Source organism: Paenirhizobium cremeum (genome assembly GCF_047553425.1).
Lineage (GTDB): Bacteria > Pseudomonadota > Alphaproteobacteria > Rhizobiales > Rhizobiaceae > Allorhizobium > Allorhizobium cremeum.
In genome coordinates this window covers 3,901,672-3,925,841 of the sequence record NZ_CP180217.1, presented here as the reverse complement: position 1 = coordinate 3,925,841, position 24,170 = coordinate 3,901,672, and the positions used below count along the sequence as shown (strand labels likewise).

Here is a 24,170-nt window from a genome sequence, read left to right as displayed (position 1 = left end):
TCGCGGCCATGTCTTCGCGCCCGGCTATAGCCCAAAGCAGGCCCGAGCACTACCGTTTTCGAGACCCGCTCCGTGCATCACAATTGCGGTCGGCTGACGGGGCCGTTTTCCGTCAATGCGGTATAGGCGAGCGTCTGGTCCAAATGCCCGGCGCGCAGCGCCAGCAATTTTTCCGCATAGTGCAACCGCGTTCCGGCGTAGTCCGGCTCTTCCGCAACATTGTGCAGTTCCATCGGATCCCGCTGGAGATCGAACAGAAGCGACGGCAGACCGGCGAAGTGGACATATTTGAACGCCCTGTCGCGGACGACGGCGAGATTGCAGAGGTTCGACGGCAGGCTGAAATGCCTTTCCGCCCCTGCGGTCACGATCTCGCGGAAATCGAATTCGAAGAAGGCGGCATCCCGCCAGAGCTCCGGCACGCCACCGCCCAGGAAGGGCATCAGCGAGGCGCCGTCCTGATGGTTGCGCGGCGTGAGCCCAAGCCTGTCGCAAAGCGTCGGCAGAATATCGGCGGCAGAGGTGAAGGCTTCGACCTGCCGGCCAGCCGACGCGGCGGCAGCGGGATCGCGGATCACCAGTGGGATATGATAGCTGCCGTCGTGATAGCCGCCTTTTCCCAGCGCCCAATGGTCGCCTATCATCTCGCCGTGATCGGAGGTGAAGACGATTATGGTCCTCTCCCAGTCGCCTTGGTCGCGCAGTGCATCGAAAATACGTCCGAGTTGGGCATCGACTTCGGCGATCATGCCGAAATAAATGGCGCGGATCCTGTCGAAATCCTCGTCCCGCCACTCGCTCAGAGGCCCCGTCGCGCCATGGACGAAGCTCGATTTCTGCAGGCCGTCCATGGCATAGCGCATGAATGGATGGATCATCGCTTCGTCGGCACGGCGGTCGGCGCGGGCATAGGCGGGTCCATCGCCCGCCGCAAACATGCTGTTATAGGGTTCCGGGACACAGAAAGGGGGGTGCGGACGAAGGAACGAAATATGGGCAAACCAGGGGCGATCCTGCGTTTCACGCCAGTTCAGAAAAGCTTCCGCCAGGAAAGCCGTCTGGGTTTCCTCTTTCGAATAGGCGGGGGGATCATTTCCGACGCGACAGTCGCCCGGCGACGCGGTCCGGTGGACATTGCGATCGAAGGCATCCCGGCGTCCTCTCGCCCGCAGCCAACTTAGCCAGTGGCGCTCATGCTCCAACAGGATCTGCCCGACGGTGAAGCCCGGAAGGACCCCTTCATAGGAGGTCAGCACAGGGTCATTCGGATCGAGCGGTCGTGGATCCGGCGAAACATCGGTGTATCCGAACACGGTCGGGTCATAGCCCGCCCGCCGCGCAGCCAGCGCGATGTTGTCGAAGCGGGCATCAAGCGGCGAGCCGTTGCGACAAACCCGGTGATTCATCTGATAGAGGCCCGTATAGAGCGATGCGCGAGCCGGCGAACAGGGGGCCGCGCCGGCATAGTGGCGGCGAAACAGCACGCCTTCACCGGCAAGGGCGTCCACATTCGGTGTTCTGACTACGGGATGCCCCGTCGCCGACAGACAGTCGCCGCGCCACTGGTCGGCCGTAATCAAAAGAATATTCGGCTTCATCAACCGTTCTCCAGAGGTCTTTGCAATGTTCCTCGATTCGCCCGCCGGCAGTGCAGAGTTTCCCCGTCATCCGGCAACACGCAAATGAAAAAACATGCCCCTGCCATGCTCAATGAGCACCGGTCGCTTGCCTGCCGCCGCCAGCGCCCTAAAACCAAGCAACGACCATCGCAAGAAAGGATGTTGAGATGAGCGGCACAATCCTCATTACCGGCGCAACGGCCGGATTTGGCGCAGCCACGGCACGCCGCTTCGTCGCCGAGGGCTGGAAAGTCATCGGCACCGGTCGCCGCGCGCAGCGACTGGACGATCTCGGAGCGAAACTCGGCGACGCCTTTCACGGCCTTGTCTTCGACATTACCGACGAAACCGCCATGCGCGAGGCGCTGGCCGGGCTTCCCGCCGCGTTTTCCGGCATAGACGTGCTCGTCAACAATGCCGGCCTGGCGCTTGGCACGGCGCCTGCACCCGAGGTTCCGTTCGCTGACTGGAAAACGATGGTCAACACCAACATCACCGGGCTTCTGGCGATCACCCATCATCTGCTGCCGACGCTGATCGAGCGGCGCGGCATGATCGTCAACCTTTCCTCGGTCGCCGCCCACTGGCCCTATTCCGGCGGCAATGTCTATGCCGGCACCAAGGCATTCCTGCGCCAGTTCTCGCTCGGTCTTCGCTCCGACCTGCACGGCAAGGGCGTTCGTATCACCTCGATCGAGCCCGGTCTTTGCGAAAGCGAGTTCACGCTGGTTCGCACCGGCGGCAACCAGGCAGCCTATGAAGCACTTTATGGCGGCGCGCACGCAATCCAGCCGGAGGACATCGCCAATACGATCCACTGGGTGGCCTCTCAACCGCCGCACATCAACATCAACAGCCTCGAAATCATGCCCGTCAGCCAGTCCTGGGCCGGTTTTCAGGTGCACCGGGAAAAATGACGGTAGGCTTCCGCCCGCGACGAACCACTCCGTCCGTCCCGGATTCATGCATTTCCAGCGTCCGATGGCGGTGGAACGACCTGGAATTGCCTGCAGATGCGGCAATTTGGGCCTGCGTCCGCCTGTCGCAGCGCTTTAATTCCCACTCCAAAGCGCTCACGGTCAATTTTGAACCGCAAAGCTATGCATAAATCGCATTGGTGCATTGCAGCAACGGTACTATTCATTCCGCGCAATCAAGCTATATTCAAATCATCGAACGGCGCACTCCTCCTCCCAGCGCCGTTAGATAGGATCGGCAATACTCCTCCTCCTCCCAATTGCCGATCAAGTTCAAGAGCCTGGCGCACCTCCTCCCGCGCCAGGCTCTTTTCGTTTCTGCCCTTGCGACTCACCGCTATATTCCTTCAGTCCCATGGTCACTCCGTTTGAAAAACGGTCACGGGTGGAAGATGTTCTGCGGCATCATCGCCCTGAGGAGCCGACCATGCCTGATTCGAAGTCCGTGAAGATCCGCAACGCGCTCTCGGCAGACGCCGAGCTGCTGCATGCGGGCATTCTGGCCCTGGCTCGCCATACCGGGAGAGAAAATAAGGTCGAGAGCACGCCTGCGGACCTGCTTGCCCATGGTTTCGGCGAGCGGCCGGCCTTTGACGGACTGATCGCCGAGGTCGACGGCTGCTTCGCCGGCATGTGCCTCACCTTTGGTAGCTTTTCCACCTTTCGCGGCGAAGCCGGGATTTACGTCCAGGATCTCTATGTCGAGGAAGATTTTCGCGGCATGCGGATCGGCGAAAGGCTGCTGCAGGCAGCTGCGGCACGCGGCTTCGAACGGGGAGCCCGATATCTGCGCCTTTCTGTCGATTTCGACAACCTACAGGCCCAGGCCTTCTACGAACGCCTGGGCATCACCCAGATCCACATGATGAAAGGCGATGACTTTGCAGCCTTTTCCCGCGAGGGACTGTCTGGCTCATAGACATTGAGGCCTTCCGCGTTGCTGCCGGCCCCTTTTGCCATCCCGTCGGATCTCGCCGACAGGCCGACTGGATAATCAGCTCGGTGCGTTTCTCGCGGCGCTCCCCGAATGGCTTGCCTATCGCGACAATCGGCAGCGGAAGCTCTCCGATCCCGTTGCCGGGCGGTCTCTCCATCTTCGCTTGAGCGTGTTGGATGAGCGCTCTATATAGCTCGGGATCAGCGGCAAGGGAGCAGGCGGCATGGCAGCAAAATTTGGGACGAGCGGGTTGCGTGGTCTTTCCTCGGAACTCGTCGGCAGTGTATCCGCTCTCTATTCCACGGCCTTTGCCCGCTTCCTGCTTTCGGGGGGGCTTGCATCTCCCGGCAGCCCCGTGGTGGTGGCGCGCGATTTTCGCCAGTCCAGTCCGGAAATCGCCTCGACGGTCATGGGCGCGCTGATCCGCGCCGGCCTGAAACCGATCGACTGCGGAACGATCCCGACGCCTGCGCTGGCACTTTACGGCCAGTCGATCGGCGCGGCCGGCATCATGATTACCGGTTCGCACATTCCGGCCGATCGCAACGGCATCAAGTTCTATCGGCCGGACGGTGAAATCGCCAAGACGGACGAGGCCGCCATTACCGAAGCGGCCGCACTGCTCGCCGGGGACGAGGTTGCCAATCGCGTCGAGGCCGGAGTGGCGGAAGATCACGAGGAAAAAGCCAGCCGGCTCTTTCTCGACCGCAACATGGCTATTCTTCCTGCCGGGTCACTCAAGGGCAAACGCATCGGGGTGTACCAGCACAGCACCGTCGCCCGCGACATGATGGTCAAGGTATTCGAACATTATGGCGCAACGGTCTTTCCGCTGGGTCGTTCGGAACAGTTCATTCCTGTCGATACCGAGGCCGTCTCGGACGAGACGATCCGGCTGCTGGCGGGTTGGAGCGACGAGCTCTCGCTCGATGCCATCATCTCCACCGACGGCGACGGGGACCGCCCGCTCGTTACCGACGAACACGGCCTGCCGCTACGCGGCGATCTGCTGGGTCTCGTCGCCGCACGCTTCCTTGGCGCAAACGTCGTTGCAACGCCGGTGACCTCCAATTCGGGCATAGAGACCGCCGGCGACTTCAAGGTTGTGCGCACGCGTGTCGGTTCGCCATTCGTGATCGCGGCAATGGACGAAGCGCTTGCCTCCGGTGAAAGCAAGGTCATCGGTTTCGAAGCCAATGGCGGCCTGATGCTGGGTTCAGACTTCTCGATCGGATCGACGACATTAAAGGCGCTGCCCACGCGCGACAGCTTCCTGCCGGCGCTGGCGATTCTCGGGATTGCCGCAGAGAATCCACAGACGCTTTCGGCCGTCGCCAGAACCTTCAGCCTGCCTATTGCACTTGCCGACCGGCTGGAAAACTACGCGACCGAGCGCAGCGCGGCGCTAATGGCATATCTGCGCAGCTCGCCGGACTGTCTTTCCGACTTCCTCACCTCCCTCGGCACGGTGAAATCGACAAGCGATATCGACGGTTTGCGGGTAACGCTCGGCGACGACAGCATCATCCATTTCCGCCCGTCGGGAAATGCGCCGGAAATGCGTTGCTATGTGGAGGCCGCCGATGAGGATGCGGCCCAGGCCCTTCTCGAAAAGGGTCTCGGACTGCTTGGCGGTTGGCAGCGGATTGCTTGATCGAAATTCATTATCCGGCTAACGGTCGCTCAGGCGGCGGTGCGGATGGAAGCCGCGGCTCCCGGTTCAGGAATCTGGAAGCGGACGCGCGTCTCAAGCGATTCGATGACCTCATTGGCGAAGGCGGCGGCGTTTTCACGCGCCTTCGCCAGATTGCTGACCCGACCCGGATCGGCTGAATAGAGCGTGCCGCCACAATCGAATATATCGCGGAAGGCCGAACGCTCGATGATCGGCGTGTCAAGGACATGGACTCGGCGTTCGGCCAAAAGCGCCTTCACCACCTGCATGGCGCGGGTGGTGACCATGGAATTCACGCGGGTGAGAACCACAGAGAAGGGAATGAAGATATTACCCTTCTCCTCAAGGTATTGCAGGAGTTCGATCACATGGGCGCCGCCCTGGGCATCCATGGCGCATCCCTGGATCGGGATCATGACATGGTCGGAAAAACCGACCGTCTTGGCAAGAAGCGGGCTGCGCGCACCCGGCAGGTCGATCAGTACGAAATCGGAGCGGGAACGGCTTTCCTCAATGTGACGCTGCAGCGAAGCCATCGTGACATAGGACACGACGTTGATGCCCGTACGGCCGCGGGAGGCCTCGAACCAGCGATGGATCCAGTACTGCGGATCGGCGTCGAGGATGGTCACCCGATAGCCCTTGCGCTCCAACTCCGTCGCCAGCAGGAGAACGGCCGTGGTCTTGCCGGCGCCACCCTTGGTATTGGCGAAAGTGATCACAGCCATGCTCGAAACCCTGGAGTGCTGATGAGCCGCTCATCGCTCGGAAGAGACACCGGCGCATGGTGTCCCTCGCCTATCCTTGCCAAACATGGTTAACAAAATCTCAACGGGACAGACGAGATCCAGCCCCTTAACGCCTTGCGTCTGCAGCAAGGATCTCGCGGGCGATCTGGTCCAGCGGCACCACGCGGTCGACACCGCCTCTGGCAATCGCTTCCTTTGGCATGCCGAAAACGATGGAGCTTGCCTCGTCCTGGGCGATGTTGAAGGCGCCGACCTGATGCATCTCCTCCATTCCACGGGCGCCGTCATCGCCCATCCCGGTCATGATGACGCCCATGGCGTTCGATCCGGCAGAGCGTGCCGCGGAGCGGAAGAGAACGTCAACGGAGGGCCGGTGGCGGGAGACAAGCGGCCCGGTCCGTACCGACACGTGGTAACGCGCGCCCTGCCGTTCGAGAAGCATGTGCTTGTCGCCGGGCGCAATCAGCACATGGCCCCGGAGCACCGGATCGCCGTCAACGGCCTCCTTCACGGCGACCTCGCAAAGGCTGTCGAGACGGCGGGCGAAGGCGGCGGTGAACTTTTCGGGCATGTGCTGGACGACGACAATGCCCGGCGCGTTGGCTGGCAGGCGCTCCAGAAGATCCCGAAGCGCTTCCGTCCCCCCGGTTGACGCGCCGATGCAGACCACCATTTCCGTGGTTTTTGCCATCGCCTTGCCGGTCGGCGGCGGCAACACGGCATCGGCCGTCAGCTTCTGGGCCGGGCCGCTTGCGGAGGCCGAGCCGCTGAAACGGCGACGTGTTGCCGGCAGGCGCGCATGGGCCGCGCTCTTCACCACCTCGCAGATGCGCATGCCGGTTTCGGCCAGGTGATCCGCAGCCCCGATCTTCGGCTTGAGAATGACGTCCACCGCGCCGGCCTCGAGGGCCTGGAGGAGGGTTTCCGAGCCTTTCTCCGTCAGCGACGAGCACATGACGACGGGAATGGGGTGCTGCGCCATCAGCTTGCGCAGGAAGGTGATGCCGTCCATACGCGGCATTTCGACATCGAGCGTGATGACGTCGGGCACGTCCTCCTGAAGCTTTCGGGCCGCCATGAACGGGTCGGAGGCAGCGCCGATCACCTCGATGTCCGGATCGGACTCGAATATTCGCGTCAGGGTCTGCCGGACGCTGGCGGAGTCATCGATGATGAGGACGCGGACTTTTTTTCCCATGCTGCCTCAAATGCGTTGGAATACAGTGTTGGCGACCTGTTTCAACGGCAGTTCGAAACCGGAAACGGTCTCGGAATGGCCGATGAAGAGGTGTCCGCCGAGCACAAGGCTGTCGCACAGACGCGACAAAACCTTCTGCTGCGTCGGCTTGTCGAAATAGATCAGGACATTCCGGCAGAAGATGACGTGCATCGGGTCGCCTACGCTGTATTGCGGGTCCATCAGGTTCAACCGCCCGAAGCCGATCTTCGAACGCAGCCGGGGATGAATGCGCACCTCTTGGCGCCCCTTCTCGACATGCTCCATGACGAAGCGCTGCCGAAGGGCCATGGGAACGGGAGCGACCATATCAGCATGGTAAACGCCCGAAAGCGCCGTGGCCAAGACATCTGTGCTGAGATCGGTGGCAAGAATGCTATAGTCGGGAGACCCCGCCCGGGTCAGGAAGTCTTCGAGAACCATGGCAAGAGTGTAGGGTTCCGCTCCCGTCGAACACGCCGCGCTCCAGACCCGGAGCCGGGTGGTTCCCGCAGCCTGCAACGCCGGAAGCAGGCGATCCCTGAGGAACTGGAAGTGGTTCGGCTCCCGGAAGAAGTCCGTCTTGTTGGTGGTGACCGCATCGATCAGATAGACAGCTTCATGCTGGAGGCCGTCGTGATTGAAGATGTAGTCACAGTACCCATCGAAGCTCGATATGCCCGTGGCCCTGAGGCGTCTGCGCAGGCGGCCCTCGAGCATGGTTCGTTTCGTCATGGGCATCTTGATGCCGCTATAGTCATAAATGAAGCGCGCCAAGCGATCGAAATTACGCTTGCTGATATGATCGTCGCTCGGCGCGTCCGTGTAGTTCACCAGTGCCAATGCCGCGTCTCCGCCGGGTTACGCCGCCTGCCTGGATGACAGCAGAGCCGTATCGCTGCTCGACAGGAGATGGGTGAGGTCGATGATGACGACGAAGCCCTCGGGACGACGAACAACGCCCGCGATGTAATCCGACTTCCAGGCGACCCCGATCTCGGGAGCCTTCTCGATCTGGTCACGCCGGAAGGGCGTGACCTCGAAGACGCGATCGGCGACCATGCCAAGCGTCAGCGAACGATCCTCGAACGGAATGTCGAGCACGAGAACCCGGGTGTTCGGCGTCGGCACCGTCTTCGGCAGGCCAAGCTTCAGCCGAAGATCGATGGTGGGAACGCCCTGCCCCCGCACATCGCGGAGGCCCATCAAGTATTCGGGACCGTTCGGTATCTTGAAGACTTCCTCATGGTCGAGGATCTCGCGCACCACTTCGACCGGCACGGCGAAGATTTCCTCGCCGAGCGCAAAAGTGACGAACTGGGATTCGGACTGGATCGGTGCCATGCTCAAGCACTTTCCCTGAAGTCCGCATCATCGGCGTCCGGCCCGCCCATGGTCAGATCGAGGGCAAAGCCCTTGGCGCGAGCCTGCTGGGCCGCGACGTTCATCCCCCCCTGGAAAGCCTGCTTCTGCGGGGCACGCTGAGCTGCAGGCTTCGATGCGGCGGAGGCCGGCGTACGCGGAGCTGCGGATTTCTGCGTGGTGCGGGTCGAAGCACCATCCACCTTGAAGAAAGCGATGGATGTCTGGAGTTCCTCCGCCTGTGCGGCGAGTTCTTCAGATGTCGCCGACATTTCCTCCGAGGCGCCGGCATTCTGCTGCGTCACCTTGTCGAGCTGCTGGATCGCCTCGTTGATCTGCGAGGCGCCGATATCCTGCTCGCGGCAGGCGGCCGAAATCTCGGCAACCAGTTCCGCCGTCTTGCGGATATCCGGAACCAGACGGTTCAACATCTCGCCCGCATCCTGGGCAGACTGCACCGTCTCGCCAGACATCGCGCTGATTTCGGCTGCCGCAGACTGGGAGCGTTCGGCAAGCTTGCGCACTTCCGAAGCAACGACCGCAAAGCCCTTGCCGTGTTCGCCGGCGCGCGCTGCCTCGACCGCAGCGTTGAGCGCCAGAAGATCGGTCTGACGGGCGATTTCCTGCACGATCGAGATCTTCTCGGCGATCGTGCGCATTGCGGCCACCGCCCGGTTCACCGCATCGCCGCTCGCTTCGGCATCCTTGGCAGACTGGCGGGCGATCTTTTCCGTCTGGGCCGCATTGTCGGCGTTCTGCTTGATGTTGGCCGCCATCTGCTCCATCGAAGCAGAGGCTTCTTCCGCCGAAGCCGCCTGTTCCGTCGCACCCTGCGAGAGCTGTTCCGAGCTCGCCGACAGTTCCTGGCTGCCCGACGACACGTTGTCAGACGCAGAAAGCGCGTCCGCAACAACACCACGAAGCCGCTCGACCATGCGCAGAAGCGCAAAGCCCAGCATGTCCTTTTCGGATTGCGGCTTCGGCGTAACGGTCAGGTCGCCGTTGGAGATCTGATCGGCGACACCCGCCATTTCCTTCAGGTTGCCGGTCATGCGGTTGATGGTATCGACCAGATCCTTGATCTCGTCATTAGTCTTGATCTCGACACTCTGGTTGAGATCGCCGATTGCGACGGCTTCGGCGACGTGGGTGATCTTGCGCAGGCCAGCGCTGATTCCAAGTGCGATCCAGAAGGCCGTGACGGAGGCGATGATGACGGCGATCACGGAAAGGGACACAAGCAGCATGCGTGTCGACTGATATTCCGCATCTGCGCTGGCCTTGGCCTCCTGCAGGCGATCGCGGTTCATCTGCACGCCTTCTTCGAGCTTCTTCGTCAGCTCGTTCGCGGCATCGCGGCCCTCATTGGCGGACATGCGCGAAGCTTCCGCGGTGTTGCCGACGCTCACCAGCTGGTGAATTCGCCTGTCGCTCGCCTCGAATTTATCGATGGCAACACGCAACTGCTGCCAGTAATCGCGGGTCGCTGCACTTGCAGTCGACGCCATTTCCTCGAACATCTGGTTGAAGGTCGCTTGTTCCTCCAGGCTGAGATCAATGTATTTCTTCACCTCTTCCGGCGTCGCCGCCAGAATCATGTTCTTCTGGGCACGAACGATGGTCAGCGAAATCGCATTGAGCTGCTGGATCTTGTCCAGACGCACCACGGTTCCCTCGATCACCTCGTCCATATTCGACTTGGAATCGGCGAGGCTCATGATCCCGTAGGACGATGCCACCAGCAGCATCAGCACCATGAAGCCAAAGGCCAGAGCCAGTTTCAGTTTGATCGTAAATCGCATTTCCCTACCCCACATTGGTGAATGGGCATGCAAACACATGCCCAGTTTCGTGATGTTGCTTTGACCACCGGCAACGAAAGCAGGGAGGCGAAACATTCACGCCTGCATTCGCCGATTACCGGCAATCATTGACACCAGCGCATTCACACGCAGGGCCCTGAAAGGGGACGCCCCGACAGGGGACGCCCGCTAAATACTTCCGCCGGGAAAACCTATGCGCTTTCCCTGAAATCCGCGTCGCCGGCATCCGGCCCGCCCATGGTCATATCGAGGGCAAAGCCCTTGGCGCGGGCCTGTTGGGCCGCGACGTTCATTCCGGCCGCCTTTTGCGGCTTGCGCTGCGGCGCGCGCGCCGCCGAAGCGGAAGCCGGCACGGCCCGCTGGACAACCGAACGCTGATCCATGCGGGAGGCCATGTTATCCACCTTGAAGAAAGCGATGGATGTCTGGAGTTCCTCCGCCTGTGCGGCGAGTTCTTCAGATGTCGCCGACATTTCCTCCGAGGCGCCGGCATTCTGCTGCGTCACCTTGTCGAGCTGCTGGATCGCCTCGTTGATCTGCGAGGCGCCGATATCCTGCTCGCGGCAGGCGGCCGAAATCTCGGCAACCAGTTCCGCCGTCTTGCGGATATCCGGAACCAGACGGTTCAACATCTCGCCCGCATCCTGGGCAGACTGCACCGTCTCGCCAGACATCGCGCTGATTTCGGCTGCCGCAGACTGGGAGCGTTCGGCAAGCTTGCGCACTTCCGAAGCAACGACCGCAAAGCCCTTGCCGTGTTCGCCGGCGCGCGCTGCCTCGACCGCAGCGTTGAGCGCCAGAAGATCGGTCTGACGGGCGATTTCCTGCACGATCGAGATCTTCTCGGCGATCGTGCGCATTGCGGCCACCGCCCGGTTCACCGCATCGCCGCTCGCTTCGGCATCCTTGGCAGACTGGCGGGCGATCTTTTCCGTCTGGGCCGCATTGTCGGCGTTCTGCTTGATGTTGGCCGCCATCTGCTCCATCGAAGCAGAGGCTTCTTCCGCCGAAGCCGCCTGTTCCGTCGCACCCTGCGAGAGCTGTTCCGAGCTCGCCGACAGTTCCTGGCTGCCCGACGACACGTTGTCAGACGCAGAAAGCGCGTCCGCAACAACACCACGAAGCCGCTCGACCATTTCGTTGACATAGGAGAGAAGCTCACCCACCTCGTCGCGAGTGGTTACCTGCGCTGTTCTCGTCAGATCGCCCTCGGCAACGCTGCGGACGGCGGTCACGGCCCGCGAAAGGCCACGGCTAATCGTCAGCGACAGCCAGACCGCGGCAGCGACAGCGATCGCGAAAGCAACGCCGGCAACGGTCAGCAGGAGGGTGCGCGTCTCCTGATAGCTTTGCTCAGCTTCGACTTTCGCCTCCTCCATCTTGGCAATGGACAGAGCCTGCAGCTTGATGGCAACTTCGCGCAGCGGCAGCGAAACCTTGTTCAGTTCCACGCTCGCGTAGGAAAGAGCCGAATCACGTCCCTGGGCTTTGTGGATCTGCTCGATCTCCTTCGTCACTTCGCCGAGAGCCTTGGTCGCGGTCTGCAGCTCAAGCCACATCGGGCGCCCTTCCTCGCTGGCGTTTGGAAGGCCTTTCTCGATGGCGTTCGCGAGGTTCTGCGTCCGCTGCTCGGCACTGCGGTAATCGGCTTCCGATTGTTCCATCGTCGTACGCAGAAGAGCATTGCGCTGCGCACGCACTTGCTCGGCCTGTTCGATGTTGACCTGCATAGCATATTGGAGCTGCGTGGCTGGACCATTGATAACCGCTGCGAGCGCATGGTCCATGCTTGCAAGACTATTTACGGCGTAGAGAGTTACACCGACAAGAAGGAGCACGACTGCGGAAAAAGCCAGTGCGAGTTTCAGTTTAATGGTGAAGCGCATGACGCGGAATTCCTTGGGTCACGAGGACAAATTAGCGATATGAAAATGGGAGCGGTCGACCTTCTGGGAAAAGATCGCTTCGAGATTAGGCAAAATGATAAAATCGCTGTCCCTCTTCACCAGGCAGTGGATGAAGTCAGGACGCCAGCGCATGCCGACGCTCGGCGGCGGCTCGCTTGCGGCACGATTGAGTGTGGTGACTTCATTCACCTTATCGGTCCGGACGCCGACCAGGGTCAGTTCGCCCTCGATATCCAGCTCGATCACGATGATCCGGCTATCGATCGTCGGCTGGGTGGCTTCCATGCCAAAGGCCAGCCTTATGTCCGCGAGCGGTATGACCTTACCACGGAAATTGATGACGCTGCCGACGAATGGCCGACTGCCCGGCACCGCCGTTTCCGGCAGGAGATCGAGAATTTCCTGAACGATGACGGCGTCGAAGGCAAAGGTCTCGCCGGCCAGTTCGAAGGTCAGGACCTCCGCCTCGTTGGCCTCGCCCCAATAATCGGTCCTTACCATCTTCAGTGCTTCGCTCATCCTGCCGCGCGCAACTGCGCCTCCTGATGTTGACCCGACGCCACCAGGTGGGTGACGTCCAGGATAAGGGCGACGCTGCCATCGCCAAGGATCGTGGCGCCGGAGAAGGTCGCGACGTCGTGATGCAGCTTCGACAGCGACTTGATGACCGTCTGGTGGTCACCGATGATTTGGTCGACAACCAGCCCGACCCGTTCGGTGCCGGTGGAGATGACGACGATCTTCTGGAAGGGATCCGGCGTCGTGCCGGTATGGAAGAGTTCGCGTAACCGGATGAAGGGCACGAGGCTTTCCCGAAGAGAAATGAAGCTGCGGCCGCGCGAGCGCATGTCGTCCTCAACGGAGAGCTCGAGGCATTCCTCGACCGCCGAAAGCGGAATGACATAAGGTGCATTGCCGACCCGCACCAGCAGGCCGTCAATGATCGCCAGCGTTAGTGGAATGCGCAGCGATATTTCGGAGCCTTCACCCGGCGTGCTGGTGACATCGATGGTGCCGCGAAGAGCCTCCACCGTCTTCTTGACGACGTCCATACCAACGCCGCGGCCGGACAGATTGGTGATCGTCGCAGCCGTGGAGAAACCGGGCTGGAAGATCATCTGCAACAATTCCTGATCCGTCAGCGTGGCGCCGGGCTGAACCAGACCGGAAGATTCCGCCTTGGCCCGGACGCGGGCCCGATCGATGCCGCGACCATCGTCCTTGATGGTGATGATGACCTCCCCGCCCGATTGATGGGCCGAGAGTATGATGCGGCCTGTCTCATCCTTGCCGGCGCCACGGCGGTCCTGCGGCAGTTCCAGACCATGGTCGATGGAGTTGCGCACCAGATGCACCAGAGGATCGGCGAGGCGATCGATGACGGTCTTGTCGACCTCGGTCGTTTCGCCTTCGGTGATGAGCTCGATCTTCTTGCCCGTCTCGCGGGAAAGGTCGTGCACGAGGCGGCGGAAGCGGCCGAAGAGGCTTGCGACCGGCATCATGCGCAGAACCATCATCGTATCGCGCAATTCGCCCGAAAGGCGCTCGATATCTTCGGAGACCGCGCGCAGCTGGATTTCCATCGTCGCGTCAGCCAGCTGCGACAGGCGCGACTGGGCGATCACCAGTTCGCCGACCCTGTCCATCAGTTCATCGAGCCGTTCGGCTGGAACACGCACGTTCTCCGCCGCCTTGGCCTGCTGTTGCTGTGGCCTGCTGTCGGCAGCGGGCGCTACAGTCTCGTTCGTCTTCGCCTGGGTCTGCGGAACTTCCGTAACCGCCGGCACCGGCGCGGCTGGCGCCGCCGTCTTTACCGCCTCGGGCTTTGCAGCCTCGTCCTGCAGTCGCTCGATCGACAGTTCCATCTCGTCCATGACGAAGATGAAAACATCCTCGATCGCGTCGCGTCCGGCGTCGGTGACAAGATGGATATCCCAGGCAAGGTGAATTTCCGTCGGAACAAGCGCGTCCAGGGAAGGAACCTTGCTGACATCGGCGACGATGCGGCAATCGCCGAGATCGCGCAATTCATCGAGCAGGCCGAGCGGATTGGTGCCGTTCGCCATGGAGTCGCGCGGCAGGCTGAAACGGATGCGCCAGGAACCGCCCTTTGGTTCTTGCTGAACCGGCTGAGCCGCGACGGCTGCGGGCTGAGCGGAAACCGCGCCGCCCGAACCGGCGACCGCGGCCTGCAGCACGGCGAGAAGTTCGGCGCTCTTTTCCTCGTGATCACCGTTCGGCGATTCAAGCAGCGCCCGCATATGATCCTGAGCCGCGAGAACGGCGGCGACCAGTTCCTGGGTGGCGGGCACATCGCCCTTGCGCACGCGGTCGAATGCGGTTTCGCAATGATGGGTGAAGGCGGCCAGCGCATCGAAGCCGAACATCGCGCCGGAGCCCTTGAGGGTGTGGAGACCACGAAAGACGGCGTCAATCTGGTCCTTGTCGTCCAATCGGCTGGTGAGGTCGAGCAAACCCGCCTCGACCTGTTCAAGCAATTCAGTCGCTTCCGTCAGGAAGACTGCGATTGGATCGACGTCCGTCATCTGCCGAGAACCTTCTTAGCGACTTTCACAAGATTTTCAGGATCGAAAGGCTTGGTCAGCCAGCCGGTCGCGCCCGCCGCCTTTGCCTGCTGCTTGATGTCTCCGTCCGATTCGGTCGTCAGGAAGATGATCGGAATGCCGGTGTTCGCGGGAACCTTGCGCAGTTCCCGGATCATGGTCAGCCCGTCCATGTTCGGCATATTGAGATCGGTGATGATGAGGTCGAACTGACCGCCATTCACCTTGGCAAGGCCATCGGTGCCGTCGACGGCTTCAGTCACCTGATAGCCGGCATTGGTCAGTGCGATACGGGTGGTAAGGCGAACGCTGGCGGAATCATCCACCGTAAGAATCTTGGCGCTCATCGAAGGTCTCCTCCATTGAGCCAGAAATCGGATGTTGCGGATTTGGAAGCGTCGACCAGGCCGACACGTTGAAGCACGTCGAGAAGTCTGCCGCTCGCGGGGTGATTGAGTGTCAGGGACTTGCCGCGGCCGGTGGCATAGCGCCGAGCCGATTCAATCAACTGAACGAAACTGGCGTCGAAATCGGTGTCCCCGGCTATATCCAGAGAGATGCTTTCGTTCTCTCCGATAAAATCGAGCAATTCCTTGTGAAGAACCGTCGCGTTTCGGATGGTACAAGGACCATCCAACTTTAGTATTGCCACACCGGTCGACATTGTTCCCCCGAACCTGTCAGCAGTTCTACTGCGTCGAAAAAAAGCTCTCATCGGACGGTTAATGTGTCGTAAACAGGTTACGACGACTTTTAACTCCCCGATATTCGCTAGAATTTTACCAAAATCGAAAAGTCCAACTTTACCAATGGCTGGAATTCTATCCGCGCGTTGTGGATGGCTTAAGCTTCTTCATGCAGCATGGCCGCAAATGTCAAAAAGCGACTACTCTAGCGAATAGCCAAATTCGACTTTCAAAAAAGCGCAAGATTTCCAAATGCGCCAAGAAGACCTGAAACGGGCGGGGATTAGACAGCATGCAGCACGCCAGACTTAGCCATGATCTCACGACATCCGGAAACGGCGTGATTTCCGCCGATCTCGAACAGGCGCGCACGGCCATCGAGAAACGTTTTCTCGAAGGCGGCACAATCCTGCTCTCGGTCCTGGAATCCATCGACAAGCTGGCGGCGACGCTGGATGCCGTGACAGGCGCGCTTGACGGCGACAACGCCGAAGCGACGGGCCGCGAACTCAAGGCGACCATGACGGAGCTTTCGGCGCTGCCAGAGCGGGAAAGCCGGCGGCAGTCGGCGCTCGCCACCATTTCCTCGATCGAAAAAGGGTTGCGCGACAAGGTCGTAACGATGCGCGAAACGTTGCGCTACCTGCGTACCTTCGCGATTACCGCCAAGATCACCGGCGCCGGTATCGCGGATTTTGCCGGCTTTGCAGAGGAAATCATCGAGCGCATCCAGTATGGCGCAAGCCAGGTCGACAAGTTTGCCGAAACGCTCGACCAGCTCGGCAAGCGTCTCGACCCGGCGGCGGCCCGCGGTCGGGAAATCCTGCATCAGTTCGAGACCGTGGTTCCCGGCATCGTCAAGGATCTTGCCGAAAGCAGCGAGCTCCTGACCGAGCAGCATCGCACGCTTGGCGCCACCGCCCAGCGGGTGCGCAAGCTTGCCGGCGGCGTTCAGACGAAGCTTGCGACGGTGCTTTCCGCTATGCAGATCGGCGACATTTCCCGCCAGCGCATCGAGCATTGCCAATCGGCCTTCGCTATCCTTGACGACTATCTCGAAACGGGCGAAGGGCGCTCGCTTTCGCAAGATCAAAAGAACCGGCTTTCGATCGCCATCACCTGTCTGGTCGCCCGTCAGCTCGAACAGACGAGTGCAGATTTCGACCGCGACACGACAAAGATCGTCAACACGATGGGAAGCTTCCGCGGTGATATCGGCGAGATGCTCTCGCTGCGCGACCTGATGGCCGGCAATGGCGAAAGCGGCAACAGCCGAGCAATCCGGCAGCTGGAACAGAATGTTGCGGCAGCCCGAAAGATCGTGACGACCGTGGAGGCGGCCTCGCTCGAAGCCACCGATCTCAGCCGCAGCACCGCCGAACTGGTCGGCGAACTGGTTTCCGGAATCGAGATCGTCCGCGTGGTCCGCACCGACATCCAGTATATGGCGCTGAACACCAATCTGCGCTGCAGCCGCATCGGCGAGGAAGGCCGCGCGATCAATGTCGTGACGGCCGAGTTGCGCAATTTCGCCGGCCAGATGGACGAGACGGCGGAAACCATCCTGACGGCGCTGCATGCGCTTCAGGAGGCTGCTGCAGACATGGCGGAGGGAACGGACGGCCTGGACGGCGACGTCAACCTCGGACAACGCCTGCAGTCTGCGGCCTGCCGCATCCATGACGCGGGCGACAGCATGGAAAAGGATCTTGCCCGTCTTGGCGAGGATGGCCGCGACGCCGCCGAGCGCATGGAAAAGGCGATGGTCCAGCTCGATTACAAGGCGGAACTCGGCGACATTCTCGCACGTTGCTCCGACGAAGTGGCCGAGGCTGCCCGGGGTGTCCCGCCGGATCTCTCGGATCTCAGCCATGCAATCGAGGCAATCGGCAGCCAGATCTATCGCAGCTATACCATGGCGGCCGAACGCGAGATTCACGCGGCCGTTCTTCCGCTGCCGGCAGCCACCGCCGCGCCGGTTGCCGCCGCCTCGGCAGCGGATGATGACGAAGATCTCTTCGAGTCAGCTCTGTTCTGAGGCAACCATAAAGAGATGAACTCATCGATGGGGCCTGTATTGCAGGATGCAGGCCCCGCCTTCGTTTTATGACCTGGTGAGGCCTGCTCAGAGGCAACTCGGATAAAGCGAGATGTCCCGTCCGAATGCCTCGCGCCAAGATGTGCTCTGCCGAAGAACCGCACTGGCGGGATGGATGTCGCCACCCTATTTGAAGCTGGATGATAAAGCCGGAAGCCCTGCTCCATCCGACGCCGGAAGGCCTCTATTGCCCGCTAGGCGATTTTCACGTCGATCCGGTCCGCCCGGTCTCGCGGGCATTGATTACGCATGCTCACTCCGACCATGCCAGGCCCGGCCACGGAAAAGTGCTCGCTACCCGCCAGACGCTCGACATCATGCGCATTCGCCTCGGGCCGGATTTCTGTGACAGCGAACAGGCGATTGCATTGGGATGCCCCCTCGACCTGAACGGGGTCGCCGTCAGCTTTCATCCCGCAGGCCATGTGCTGGGATCAGCCCAGATCGCAATCGAGAGGCAAGGAACGCGGATCGTCGTCTCGGGCGATTACAAGCGCGGCATCGATCCCACCTGCGCGCCGTTCGAGCCTGTCGCCTGCGACGTCTTCATCACGGAGGCGACCTTCGCACTTCCGGTCTTTCATCATCCCGATCCTGACAGGGAGATCGGCAAGCTCATCACTTCCCTGTCCCAATTTCCGGATCGCAGCCATCTGGTTGGCGCCTATGCGCTGGGCAAGGCGCAGCGAGTAATCTCGCTCATTCGTCGCGCGGGATATGACGAACCGATCTATATCCATGGCGCGCGCTCCCGCCTTTGCGAATATTATGCAGACGAAGACATTCCGCTTGGCGAACTCAGGCCGGCGACCGACGATACGGTGGCCGCGGACAGGTTTCGCGGCAAGGTCGTCATCGGTCCGCCATCCGCCTTCAACGACCGGTGGGCGCGACGCTTCAACGATCCGTTGTCGATCTTCGCATCCGGCTGGATGATGATCCGCCAGCGCGCCAAGCAGCTTGGCGTCGAGCTTCCGCTCGTCATATCGGATCACTGCGACTGGCCGGAACTCACTACCACCATCCGGGAAATTGCGCCTCAGCAAGTCTGGGTAACGCACGGGCGCGAGGAGGCGCTGGTGCGCTGGTGCGAGCTGAACGGCATCGCGGCCCGGCCGCTGCATCTTGTCGGCTATGAGGACGAGGGAGACTGACGGCGTCATGAAAGCCTTCTCCGACCTGCTCGACCGCCTCGTGCTGACGCCCGCGCGCAACGGCAAGCTGACGCTGCTCACCGACTATTTCCGCGATACCCCCGATCCCGACAGGGGTTACGGGCTCGCCGTTCTCGCCGGTACGCTCGACCTTGCTAATGTGAAGCCGGCTCTCCTGCGCGAGCTGGTACTGGAGCGGATGGATGAGGAGCTATTCCGCTATTCCTACGATTACGTCGGGGACCTCGCCGAAACCATCTCGCTGGTATGGGACGGCGACCGGGTCACCCAGCGTTCGCTCACAAGCCAGCCACGGCTTTCCGAGGTGATCCATGCCCTGCAGACCGCCAGCCGCAGCGACACGCGCAGTGTCGTCCGGGGGCTGCTCGACGCACTCGACACATCCGGCCGTTTCGCCTTTCTGAAGCTGGTGACCGGTGGCTTAAGGATCGGGGTATCGGCCCGCCTTGCCAAGCAGGCGCTTGCGCAATTCGGCCGGAAGGACGTGAGCGAGATAGAAACGCTCTGGCACGGGCTCGAGCCGCCCTACGAGAACCTGTTCGCCTGGCTGGAAGATCGCGGCGACAAGCCGGTTCTTGCAACGCCGGCGATCTTTCACTCGGTGATGCTCTCCAATCCCGTTGGCGACCGCGATCTGGAAGGACTGGACCCCAAGGACTTTGCCGCCGAGTGGAAATGGGATGGCATCCGTGTGCAGCTTTCTCATTTCGGCGGAAGGCGAAAGCTCTACTCCCGCTCGGGCGACGACATCTCCGCCGCCTTTCCGGATGTGCTGGACGCCGCCGAGTTCGAGGGCGTGATCGACGGCGAACTGTTGATCGGTGGAACGCTCCGCTCGAACGAGACGACCCGGACATTTTCCGACCTGCAGCAGCGGCTGAACCGCAAGACCGTTTCCAGCAAGATGATCCGCGACTACCCGGCCTTCATCCGGGCCTATGATATGCTCTTCGATCGCGATACCGACATTCGCGCCGAGACATTTCTCATCCGGCGGGAACGGCTCGCCCGCACAATCGAGAATGCCGCACCAACGCGTTTCGATCTCTCACCGCTGGTGCCGTTTTCCTCATGGGAAGAGCTCGACCGTTTGCGTGGCGATCCACCCGATCCTGTGATCGAGGGCGTGATGATAAAGCGGTTGGACAGCAGCTATCAGGCCGGGCGCATAAAGGGGCCGTGGTTCAAATGGAAGCGCGACCCGATGAATGTCGACGCCGTGCTGATGTATGCGCAGCGCGGCCACGGCAAACGTTCGAGCTATTATTCCGATTTCACTTTCGGGGTCTGGACCGCCGATCCGGAGCAGGGCGACGTGCTCGTTCCCGTCGGAAAGGCCTATTTCGGCTTTACCGATGCGGAACTCGAAGTCCTCGACCGCTATGTGCGTAACAACACCGTCGATCGGTTCGGCCCGGTGCGGGCGCTTCGCGCTGAACCGGATCACGGCTTCGTCGTGGAAGTGGCCTTCGAAGGCATTTCTCGATCCGGCCGGCATAAGTCGGGTGTCGCGATGCGGTTCCCCCGCATCGCACGGCTGCGGCAGGACAAGCTGCCGCGCGAGGCCGACCGGCTGGAAACGCTGGTCGGCATGATCGACAGGGCAAGCTGAGCGTCAACGCCGCTTGGTCAGGCAGCGCGACACGCTGTCGTGCCAACCGGCAATAGCCGCAATACGCTCGGCCTGCGGCATGGCAGGCTCGAAACGATGATCGCGACGCCAGCGTTCGGCAAAGCCCTTGCGATCCGGCCAGATGCCAGCGCGGGAGCCCGCGAGCCATGCGGCGCCGAGGACCGTCGTTTCAAGGATCACCGGCCGGTCGACCGGGCTTGCCAGAATGTCAGCGAGCCGCTGCATGGTCCAGTCGGAGGCAACCATGCCGCCATCGACGCGCAGCACGGTCTTGTCGGCTGCACCGTTCCAGTCCTTCTTCATCGCCTCCAGCAGGTCGTGGGTCTGGTAAGCGACGCTTTCCAGGGCTGCGCGGGCGAATTCCTCCGGCCCGGTGCTGCGCGTCAGGCCAAAGATCGCGCCGCGCGCTTCAGCATCCCAGTAGGGGGCGCCAAGGCCGGTGAAGGCAGGCACGAGGTAGACGCGCTGGTTAGGGTCCGCCTTCATGGCCAGCGCGCCCACTTCGGATGAAACGCCGATGAAACCGAGTTCATCGCGCAACCACTGCACCGCCGCACCGGCGATAAAGATCGAGCCTTCCAACGCATAGGTCGTGACCCCGTCCAGCCGGTAGGCGATGGTAGTCAGCAGGCGGTTCGACGAGGCGACCCGGTCGGTGCCGGTGTTGAGCAGCGCGAAGCAGCCGGTGCCATAGGTGGACTTCATCATGCCGGGCTCGAAGCAGGCATTGCCGATCACGGCGGCCTGCTGGTCGCCCGCGACACCCAGAATGGGGATGGCAACGCCGAAGACCGCCGGATCGGTCACGCCGAAATCGGCGGCGCAATCCTTGACTTCCGGGAGCATGGCGGCGGGAACATCGAGAATCGACAGAAGTTCGTCGTCCCAGCGGTTCTCGCCGATATTGTAAAGAAGCGTGCGGGACGCGTTCGTGGCGTCGGTAACATGCACCTTGCCGCCCGTCAGCTTGTAGATGAGCCAGCTATCCACTGTGCCGAAGCAAACCTCGCCGGCCTCGGCGCGGGCGCGCAATCCCTCGACATTGGTCAAGAGCCAGGAAAGCTTTGTGCCGGAAAAATAGGGATCAAGCAGCAGGCCGGTCTTTGCGGTGAACTTCGGTTCGAGGCCTTTTTCCTTCAACTCCTCGCAGAAACGGGCCGTGCGGCGATCCTGCCAGACGATCGCGCGGTGCAGCGGCTCGCCGGTCTTGCGGTCCCACACGACCGTGGTCTCGCGCTGGTTGGTGATGCCGATCGCTGTGATGTCGGCGGCGGATACGCTTGCCTTGGTAAGTGCGGTTCGAACGGTTGCGAGAACGCTTCTCCAGATTTCCTCGGCATCGTGTTCCACCCAGCCGGAAGACGGGAAATGCTGCGTGAATTCCTGCTGGCCAACGCCCGCAATCGTCATGTCTCCATCGAAGACAACGGCGCGGCTGGATGTGGTTCCCTGATCGATGGCGAGGATGTAACCACCCATGGACTGTCTCGCTCCCTTTCGCATGGCAGGTGAAAACAGGATGCCTGCCCTGCCTCTACTCTTTGTCCCGCGCCGTCAAGGACGCAAGATCCCTCCATATTTTCGGGAAACCGTCGTCATTCCCGAAACACAGGTGACCGGGGCACTTGGTCCGCGCCCCGGTCCTTCTCCCGATTTCTACTAGGATTTACTTCTTCCAGCTGGCGACGAGTTCGTCATAGTTGACGGTGACGGGCTTTTCCTTCTCGTTCTCGATCTTCAGCTGCGGCGCAAGATTGCCCTTCGCGACGGCATCCTTGTTCCAGTACTCGATATCATGCTCTTCGGCGAGCTTCGGACCCATATCGCCCTGAACGCCGGAACGTTCGAGGCGGGAAAGGACCTTTTCCTGCTCGGCGCACAGCGAGTCCATGGCTTCCTGAGCGGTCTTCGCACCTGAAGAGGCATCGCCGATTGCTTGCCACCAGAGCTGAGCGAGCTTCGGATAGTCAGGAATGTTCGTGCCCGTCGGCGACCACTGCAGGCGAGCCGGCGAACGGTAGAACTCGATCAGACCGCCGAGCTTCGGCGCGCGATCGGTGAAGGACTGGTGATCCAGCGTCGACTGACGGATGAAGGTCAGGCCGACATGGCTCTTCTTGACGTCGACCGTCTTCGAGGTGACGAACTGGGCGTAGAGCCATGCGGCCTTGGCGCGGTCGTCGGGCGTCGACTTCATCAGCGTCCAGGAACCGGCGTCCTGATAGCCGAGCTTCATGCCGTCCTTCCAGTAGACGCCATGCGGAGACGGAGCGAAACGCCACTTCGGCGTGCCGTCCGAATTGACGACCGGCAGGCCATCCTTGACGAAGTCAGCCGTAAATGCCGTGTAGGTGAACATCTGCTGGGCAATCTCACCCTGCGACGGCACCGGACCGGATTCCGAGAAGGTCATGCCGGCGGCGGAAGCCGGAGCATAGGCCTTCAGCCAATCAAGATACTTCTGGATTGAATAGACGGCTGCCGGGCCGTTGGTATCGCCGCCACGGGCGACGCAGGAGCCGACCGGCCGAGAATTCTCGTCGACCTTGATGCCCCATTCATCCACCGGCTTTCCGTTCGGAATACCCTTGTCGCCGTTGCCGGCCATGGAGAGCCAGGCGTCGGTGAAGCGCCAGCCGAGCGACGGGTCCTTCTTGCCGTAGTCCATGTGGCCATAGACCTTCTTGCCGTCGATCTCGCGGCCGGTGAAGAATTCGGCGATATCCTCGTAAGCCGACCAGTTGACGGGAACGCCGAGGTCGTAGCCATACTTCGCCTTGAAGTCCTCCTTGTTCTTCGGATCGTTGAACCAGTCGTAACGGAACCAGTAAAGGTTGGCGAACTGCTGGTCGGGAAGCTGGTAAAGCTTGCCATCCGGAGCGGTGGTGAAGGACTTGCCGATGAAGTCATCGATGTCGAGGCCGGGATTGGTGACGTCCTTGCCTTCGTTGGCCATCCAGTCGGTCAGCGAGCGGGCCTGCTGGTAGCGCCAATGAGTGCCGATGAGATCGCTATCGTTGACATAGGCGTCATAAATGTTTTCACCCGACTGCATCTGTGTCTGCAGTTTCTCGATCACATCGCCTTCGCCGATGAGATCGTGGGTGATCTTGATACCGGTGATCGCGGTGAAGGCGGGTGCCAGAACCTTCGATTCATATTCATGGGTGGTGATGGTTTCCGAAACCACCTTGATTTCCATACCGGCAAAAGGTTTGGCAGCGTCGATGAACCACTGCATTTCCTTTTCCTGATCGGCGCGGGAGAGGGCCGAAAGGTCCCCCACTTCCTTGTCCAGGAACTGTTTTGCCTCCTCCATGCCGGCGAAAGCCGTGCCGGTAAGTGCCAGCAGCATGGCTGCCGTCGTCGTCAAAAGATGCCGTCGCATGATTGTCCTCCCAAGGGTTTGCGATTGCAGTTTCTTTCGTCGTGGATGCCGGTCCTCCCGCCATCCGTCCTTTCTGCCTCACACGAAGCGGAATACGCCAACGGCGTAGACCACTGACAAGGCGAGAGCCCACCAGAGGTTGGGACCGCCAAGTCCCAGCCAGGCAAGATGAATGAATGCCGAACCGAGCAGCGAAACGAAAAGCCGGTCGCCGCGGGTCGTTTCGAAGCGCAGGATGCCGATGCGCGGATTGCCGCCCGGCGCGAAATATTCCCACACCGCCATCAGCGCAATCAGGGCAAAGATGCCGCCGAAGAACAGCGCTGTCGGCAACGTCCAGGCCATCCAGGAAAAGTTCATC

General features: G+C 61.3%; 20 protein-coding genes. 6 read left to right on the top strand and 14 right to left on the bottom strand.

Annotation, left to right across the window (positions count from 1 at the left end; translation table 11 throughout):
- Positions 1-77: 77 nt before the first annotated feature.
- Complete coding sequence (locus tag ACLBKR_RS18875; protein ID WP_414900002.1) at positions 78-1,598, bottom strand: alkaline phosphatase family protein; 1,521 nt, start codon at positions 1,596-1,598, stop codon at positions 78-80.
- 188 nt (positions 1,599-1,786) lie between these two features.
- On the opposite strand from ACLBKR_RS18875, the gene ACLBKR_RS18870 reads away from it, so the two are divergent.
- The 3 genes from ACLBKR_RS18870 to ACLBKR_RS18860 all read left to right on the top strand — a co-directional run bounded on the left by ACLBKR_RS18870 (position 1,787) and on the right by ACLBKR_RS18860 (position 5,187).
- Positions 1,787-2,536, top strand: a complete 750-nt coding sequence (locus tag ACLBKR_RS18870; protein ID WP_414900000.1) for an SDR family NAD(P)-dependent oxidoreductase — start codon at positions 1,787-1,789, stop codon at positions 2,534-2,536.
- Positions 2,537-3,023: 487 nt separating this feature from the next.
- A complete protein-coding gene (locus ACLBKR_RS18865; protein ID WP_414899998.1) occupies positions 3,024-3,515 on the top strand; it encodes an N-acetyltransferase family protein in 492 nt (163 codons plus the stop codon).
- Between the two features lie 241 nt (positions 3,516-3,756).
- On the top strand, positions 3,757-5,187 hold the full coding sequence (locus ACLBKR_RS18860) for a phosphomannomutase (protein WP_414899996.1): 1,431 nt from the start codon (positions 3,757-3,759) through the stop codon (positions 5,185-5,187).
- Positions 5,188-5,216: 29 nt separating this feature from the next.
- Here the strand turns inward: ACLBKR_RS18860 and ACLBKR_RS18855 are convergent, their stop codons facing one another.
- The 10 genes from ACLBKR_RS18855 to ACLBKR_RS18810 form a co-directional block, all read right to left on the bottom strand.
- Positions 5,217-5,936, bottom strand: coding sequence for a ParA family protein (locus ACLBKR_RS18855; protein WP_113341086.1), 720 nt, complete (start codon positions 5,934-5,936; stop codon positions 5,217-5,219).
- Positions 5,937-6,063: 127 nt separating this feature from the next.
- Complete coding sequence (locus ACLBKR_RS18850; RefSeq protein WP_112829977.1) at positions 6,064-7,155, bottom strand: protein-glutamate methylesterase/protein-glutamine glutaminase; 1,092 nt, start codon at positions 7,153-7,155, stop codon at positions 6,064-6,066.
- 6 nt (positions 7,156-7,161) lie between these two features.
- A complete protein-coding gene (locus ACLBKR_RS18845) occupies positions 7,162-8,016 on the bottom strand; it encodes a CheR family methyltransferase (RefSeq protein WP_414899993.1) in 855 nt (284 codons plus the stop codon).
- Positions 8,017-8,034: 18 nt separating this feature from the next.
- The gene (locus ACLBKR_RS18840; RefSeq protein WP_112829978.1) at positions 8,035-8,517 is read right to left on the bottom strand and encodes a chemotaxis protein CheW; all 483 of its coding nucleotides are present in this window, start codon (positions 8,515-8,517) and stop codon (positions 8,035-8,037) included.
- A 2-nt stretch (positions 8,518-8,519) separates the two neighbouring features.
- Entirely contained in the window at positions 8,520-10,337 is a 1,818-nt protein-coding gene (locus ACLBKR_RS18835; protein WP_414899991.1) for a methyl-accepting chemotaxis protein, read from the bottom strand.
- Between the two features lie 212 nt (positions 10,338-10,549).
- Positions 10,550-12,244 carry a methyl-accepting chemotaxis protein gene (locus tag ACLBKR_RS18830; protein WP_414899989.1) on the bottom strand — a complete coding sequence of 565 codons (1,695 nt, stop codon included), beginning with the start codon at positions 12,242-12,244 and terminating at the stop codon, positions 10,550-10,552.
- Between the two features lie 18 nt (positions 12,245-12,262).
- Positions 12,263-12,784, bottom strand: a complete 522-nt coding sequence (locus tag ACLBKR_RS18825; protein ID WP_112829980.1) for a chemotaxis protein CheW — start codon at positions 12,782-12,784, stop codon at positions 12,263-12,265.
- A complete protein-coding gene (locus ACLBKR_RS18820) occupies positions 12,781-14,811 on the bottom strand; it encodes a chemotaxis protein CheA (RefSeq protein ID WP_113487742.1) in 2,031 nt (676 codons plus the stop codon). Before ACLBKR_RS18820 ends, ACLBKR_RS18825 begins: the two co-directional genes overlap by 4 nt.
- Complete coding sequence (locus ACLBKR_RS18815; RefSeq protein ID WP_099056040.1) at positions 14,808-15,176, bottom strand: response regulator; 369 nt, start codon at positions 15,174-15,176, stop codon at positions 14,808-14,810. The genes ACLBKR_RS18820 and ACLBKR_RS18815 overlap by 4 nt, the downstream gene beginning before the upstream one ends.
- A complete protein-coding gene (locus tag ACLBKR_RS18810; protein WP_162708284.1) occupies positions 15,173-15,493 on the bottom strand; it encodes an STAS domain-containing protein in 321 nt (106 codons plus the stop codon). Before ACLBKR_RS18810 ends, ACLBKR_RS18815 begins: the two co-directional genes overlap by 4 nt.
- Positions 15,494-15,807: 314 nt before the next feature.
- Here ACLBKR_RS18810 and ACLBKR_RS18805 point away from each other — a divergent pair, with 314 nt between their 5' ends.
- The 3 genes from ACLBKR_RS18805 (at position 15,808) to ACLBKR_RS18795 (ending at position 20,400) form a co-directional block, all read left to right on the top strand.
- On the top strand, positions 15,808-17,553 hold the full coding sequence (locus ACLBKR_RS18805; protein WP_112829983.1) for a methyl-accepting chemotaxis protein: 1,746 nt from the start codon (positions 15,808-15,810) through the stop codon (positions 17,551-17,553).
- A 203-nt stretch (positions 17,554-17,756) separates the two neighbouring features.
- Complete coding sequence (locus ACLBKR_RS18800) at positions 17,757-18,767, top strand: ligase-associated DNA damage response exonuclease (RefSeq protein WP_414901831.1); 1,011 nt, start codon at positions 17,757-17,759, stop codon at positions 18,765-18,767.
- A gap of 7 nt (positions 18,768-18,774) precedes the next feature.
- Positions 18,775-20,400: a cisplatin damage response ATP-dependent DNA ligase gene (locus ACLBKR_RS18795; RefSeq protein WP_414899985.1), complete on the top strand. Its 1,626-nt coding sequence runs from the start codon at positions 18,775-18,777 to the stop codon at positions 20,398-20,400.
- 3 nt (positions 20,401-20,403) lie between these two features.
- Here ACLBKR_RS18795 and glpK read toward each other — a convergent pair whose 3' ends face one another.
- From glpK to ACLBKR_RS18780, 3 genes are all read right to left on the bottom strand, one after another.
- The gene (glpK, locus tag ACLBKR_RS18790; protein ID WP_414899983.1) at positions 20,404-21,900 is read right to left on the bottom strand and encodes a glycerol kinase GlpK; all 1,497 of its coding nucleotides are present in this window, start codon (positions 21,898-21,900) and stop codon (positions 20,404-20,406) included.
- A gap of 187 nt (positions 21,901-22,087) precedes the next feature.
- Positions 22,088-23,809 carry an ABC transporter substrate-binding protein gene (locus tag ACLBKR_RS18785; protein ID WP_112829986.1) on the bottom strand — a complete coding sequence of 574 codons (1,722 nt, stop codon included), beginning with the start codon at positions 23,807-23,809 and terminating at the stop codon, positions 22,088-22,090.
- A 78-nt stretch (positions 23,810-23,887) separates the two neighbouring features.
- On the bottom strand, positions 23,888-24,169 hold the full coding sequence (locus ACLBKR_RS18780) for a DUF2160 domain-containing protein (RefSeq protein WP_112829987.1): 282 nt from the start codon (positions 24,167-24,169) through the stop codon (positions 23,888-23,890).
- Position 24,170: the final 1 nt, after the last annotated feature.

What these genes read in the sequence shown, in the direction of transcription:
- ACLBKR_RS18785 (WP_112829986.1), bottom strand. Translation starts at nt 23,809, where the DNA reads ATGCGACGGCATCTTTTGACGACGACGGCAGCCATGCTGCTGGCACTT.
- ACLBKR_RS18815 (WP_099056040.1), bottom strand. Translation starts at nt 15,176, where the DNA reads ATGAGCGCCAAGATTCTTACGGTGGATGATTCCGCCAGCGTTCGCCTT.
- ACLBKR_RS18835 (WP_414899991.1), bottom strand. Translation starts at nt 10,337, where the DNA reads ATGCGATTTACGATCAAACTGAAACTGGCTCTGGCCTTTGGCTTCATG.
- ACLBKR_RS18855 (WP_113341086.1), bottom strand. Translation starts at nt 5,936, where the DNA reads ATGGCTGTGATCACTTTCGCCAATACCAAGGGTGGCGCCGGCAAGACC.
- ACLBKR_RS18820 (WP_113487742.1), bottom strand. Translation starts at nt 14,811, where the DNA reads ATGACGGACGTCGATCCAATCGCAGTCTTCCTGACGGAAGCGACTGAA.
- ACLBKR_RS18860 (WP_414899996.1), top strand. Translation starts at nt 3,757, where the DNA reads ATGGCAGCAAAATTTGGGACGAGCGGGTTGCGTGGTCTTTCCTCGGAA.
- ACLBKR_RS18825 (WP_112829980.1), bottom strand. Translation starts at nt 12,784, where the DNA reads ATGAGCGAAGCACTGAAGATGGTAAGGACCGATTATTGGGGCGAGGCC.
- glpK (WP_414899983.1), bottom strand. Translation starts at nt 21,900, where the DNA reads ATGGGTGGTTACATCCTCGCCATCGATCAGGGAACCACATCCAGCCGC.
- ACLBKR_RS18810 (WP_162708284.1), bottom strand. Translation starts at nt 15,493, where the DNA reads ATGTCGACCGGTGTGGCAATACTAAAGTTGGATGGTCCTTGTACCATC.
- ACLBKR_RS18795 (WP_414899985.1), top strand. Translation starts at nt 18,775, where the DNA reads ATGAAAGCCTTCTCCGACCTGCTCGACCGCCTCGTGCTGACGCCCGCG.
- ACLBKR_RS18840 (WP_112829978.1), bottom strand. Translation starts at nt 8,517, where the DNA reads ATGGCACCGATCCAGTCCGAATCCCAGTTCGTCACTTTTGCGCTCGGC.
- ACLBKR_RS18875 (WP_414900002.1), bottom strand. Translation starts at nt 1,598, where the DNA reads ATGAAGCCGAATATTCTTTTGATTACGGCCGACCAGTGGCGCGGCGAC.
- ACLBKR_RS18865 (WP_414899998.1), top strand. Translation starts at nt 3,024, where the DNA reads ATGCCTGATTCGAAGTCCGTGAAGATCCGCAACGCGCTCTCGGCAGAC.
- ACLBKR_RS18850 (WP_112829977.1), bottom strand. Translation starts at nt 7,155, where the DNA reads ATGGGAAAAAAAGTCCGCGTCCTCATCATCGATGACTCCGCCAGCGTC.
- ACLBKR_RS18870 (WP_414900000.1), top strand. Translation starts at nt 1,787, where the DNA reads ATGAGCGGCACAATCCTCATTACCGGCGCAACGGCCGGATTTGGCGCA.
- ACLBKR_RS18830 (WP_414899989.1), bottom strand. Translation starts at nt 12,244, where the DNA reads ATGCGCTTCACCATTAAACTGAAACTCGCACTGGCTTTTTCCGCAGTC.
- ACLBKR_RS18780 (WP_112829987.1), bottom strand. Translation starts at nt 24,169, where the DNA reads ATGAACTTTTCCTGGATGGCCTGGACGTTGCCGACAGCGCTGTTCTTC.
- ACLBKR_RS18805 (WP_112829983.1), top strand. Translation starts at nt 15,808, where the DNA reads ATGCAGCACGCCAGACTTAGCCATGATCTCACGACATCCGGAAACGGC.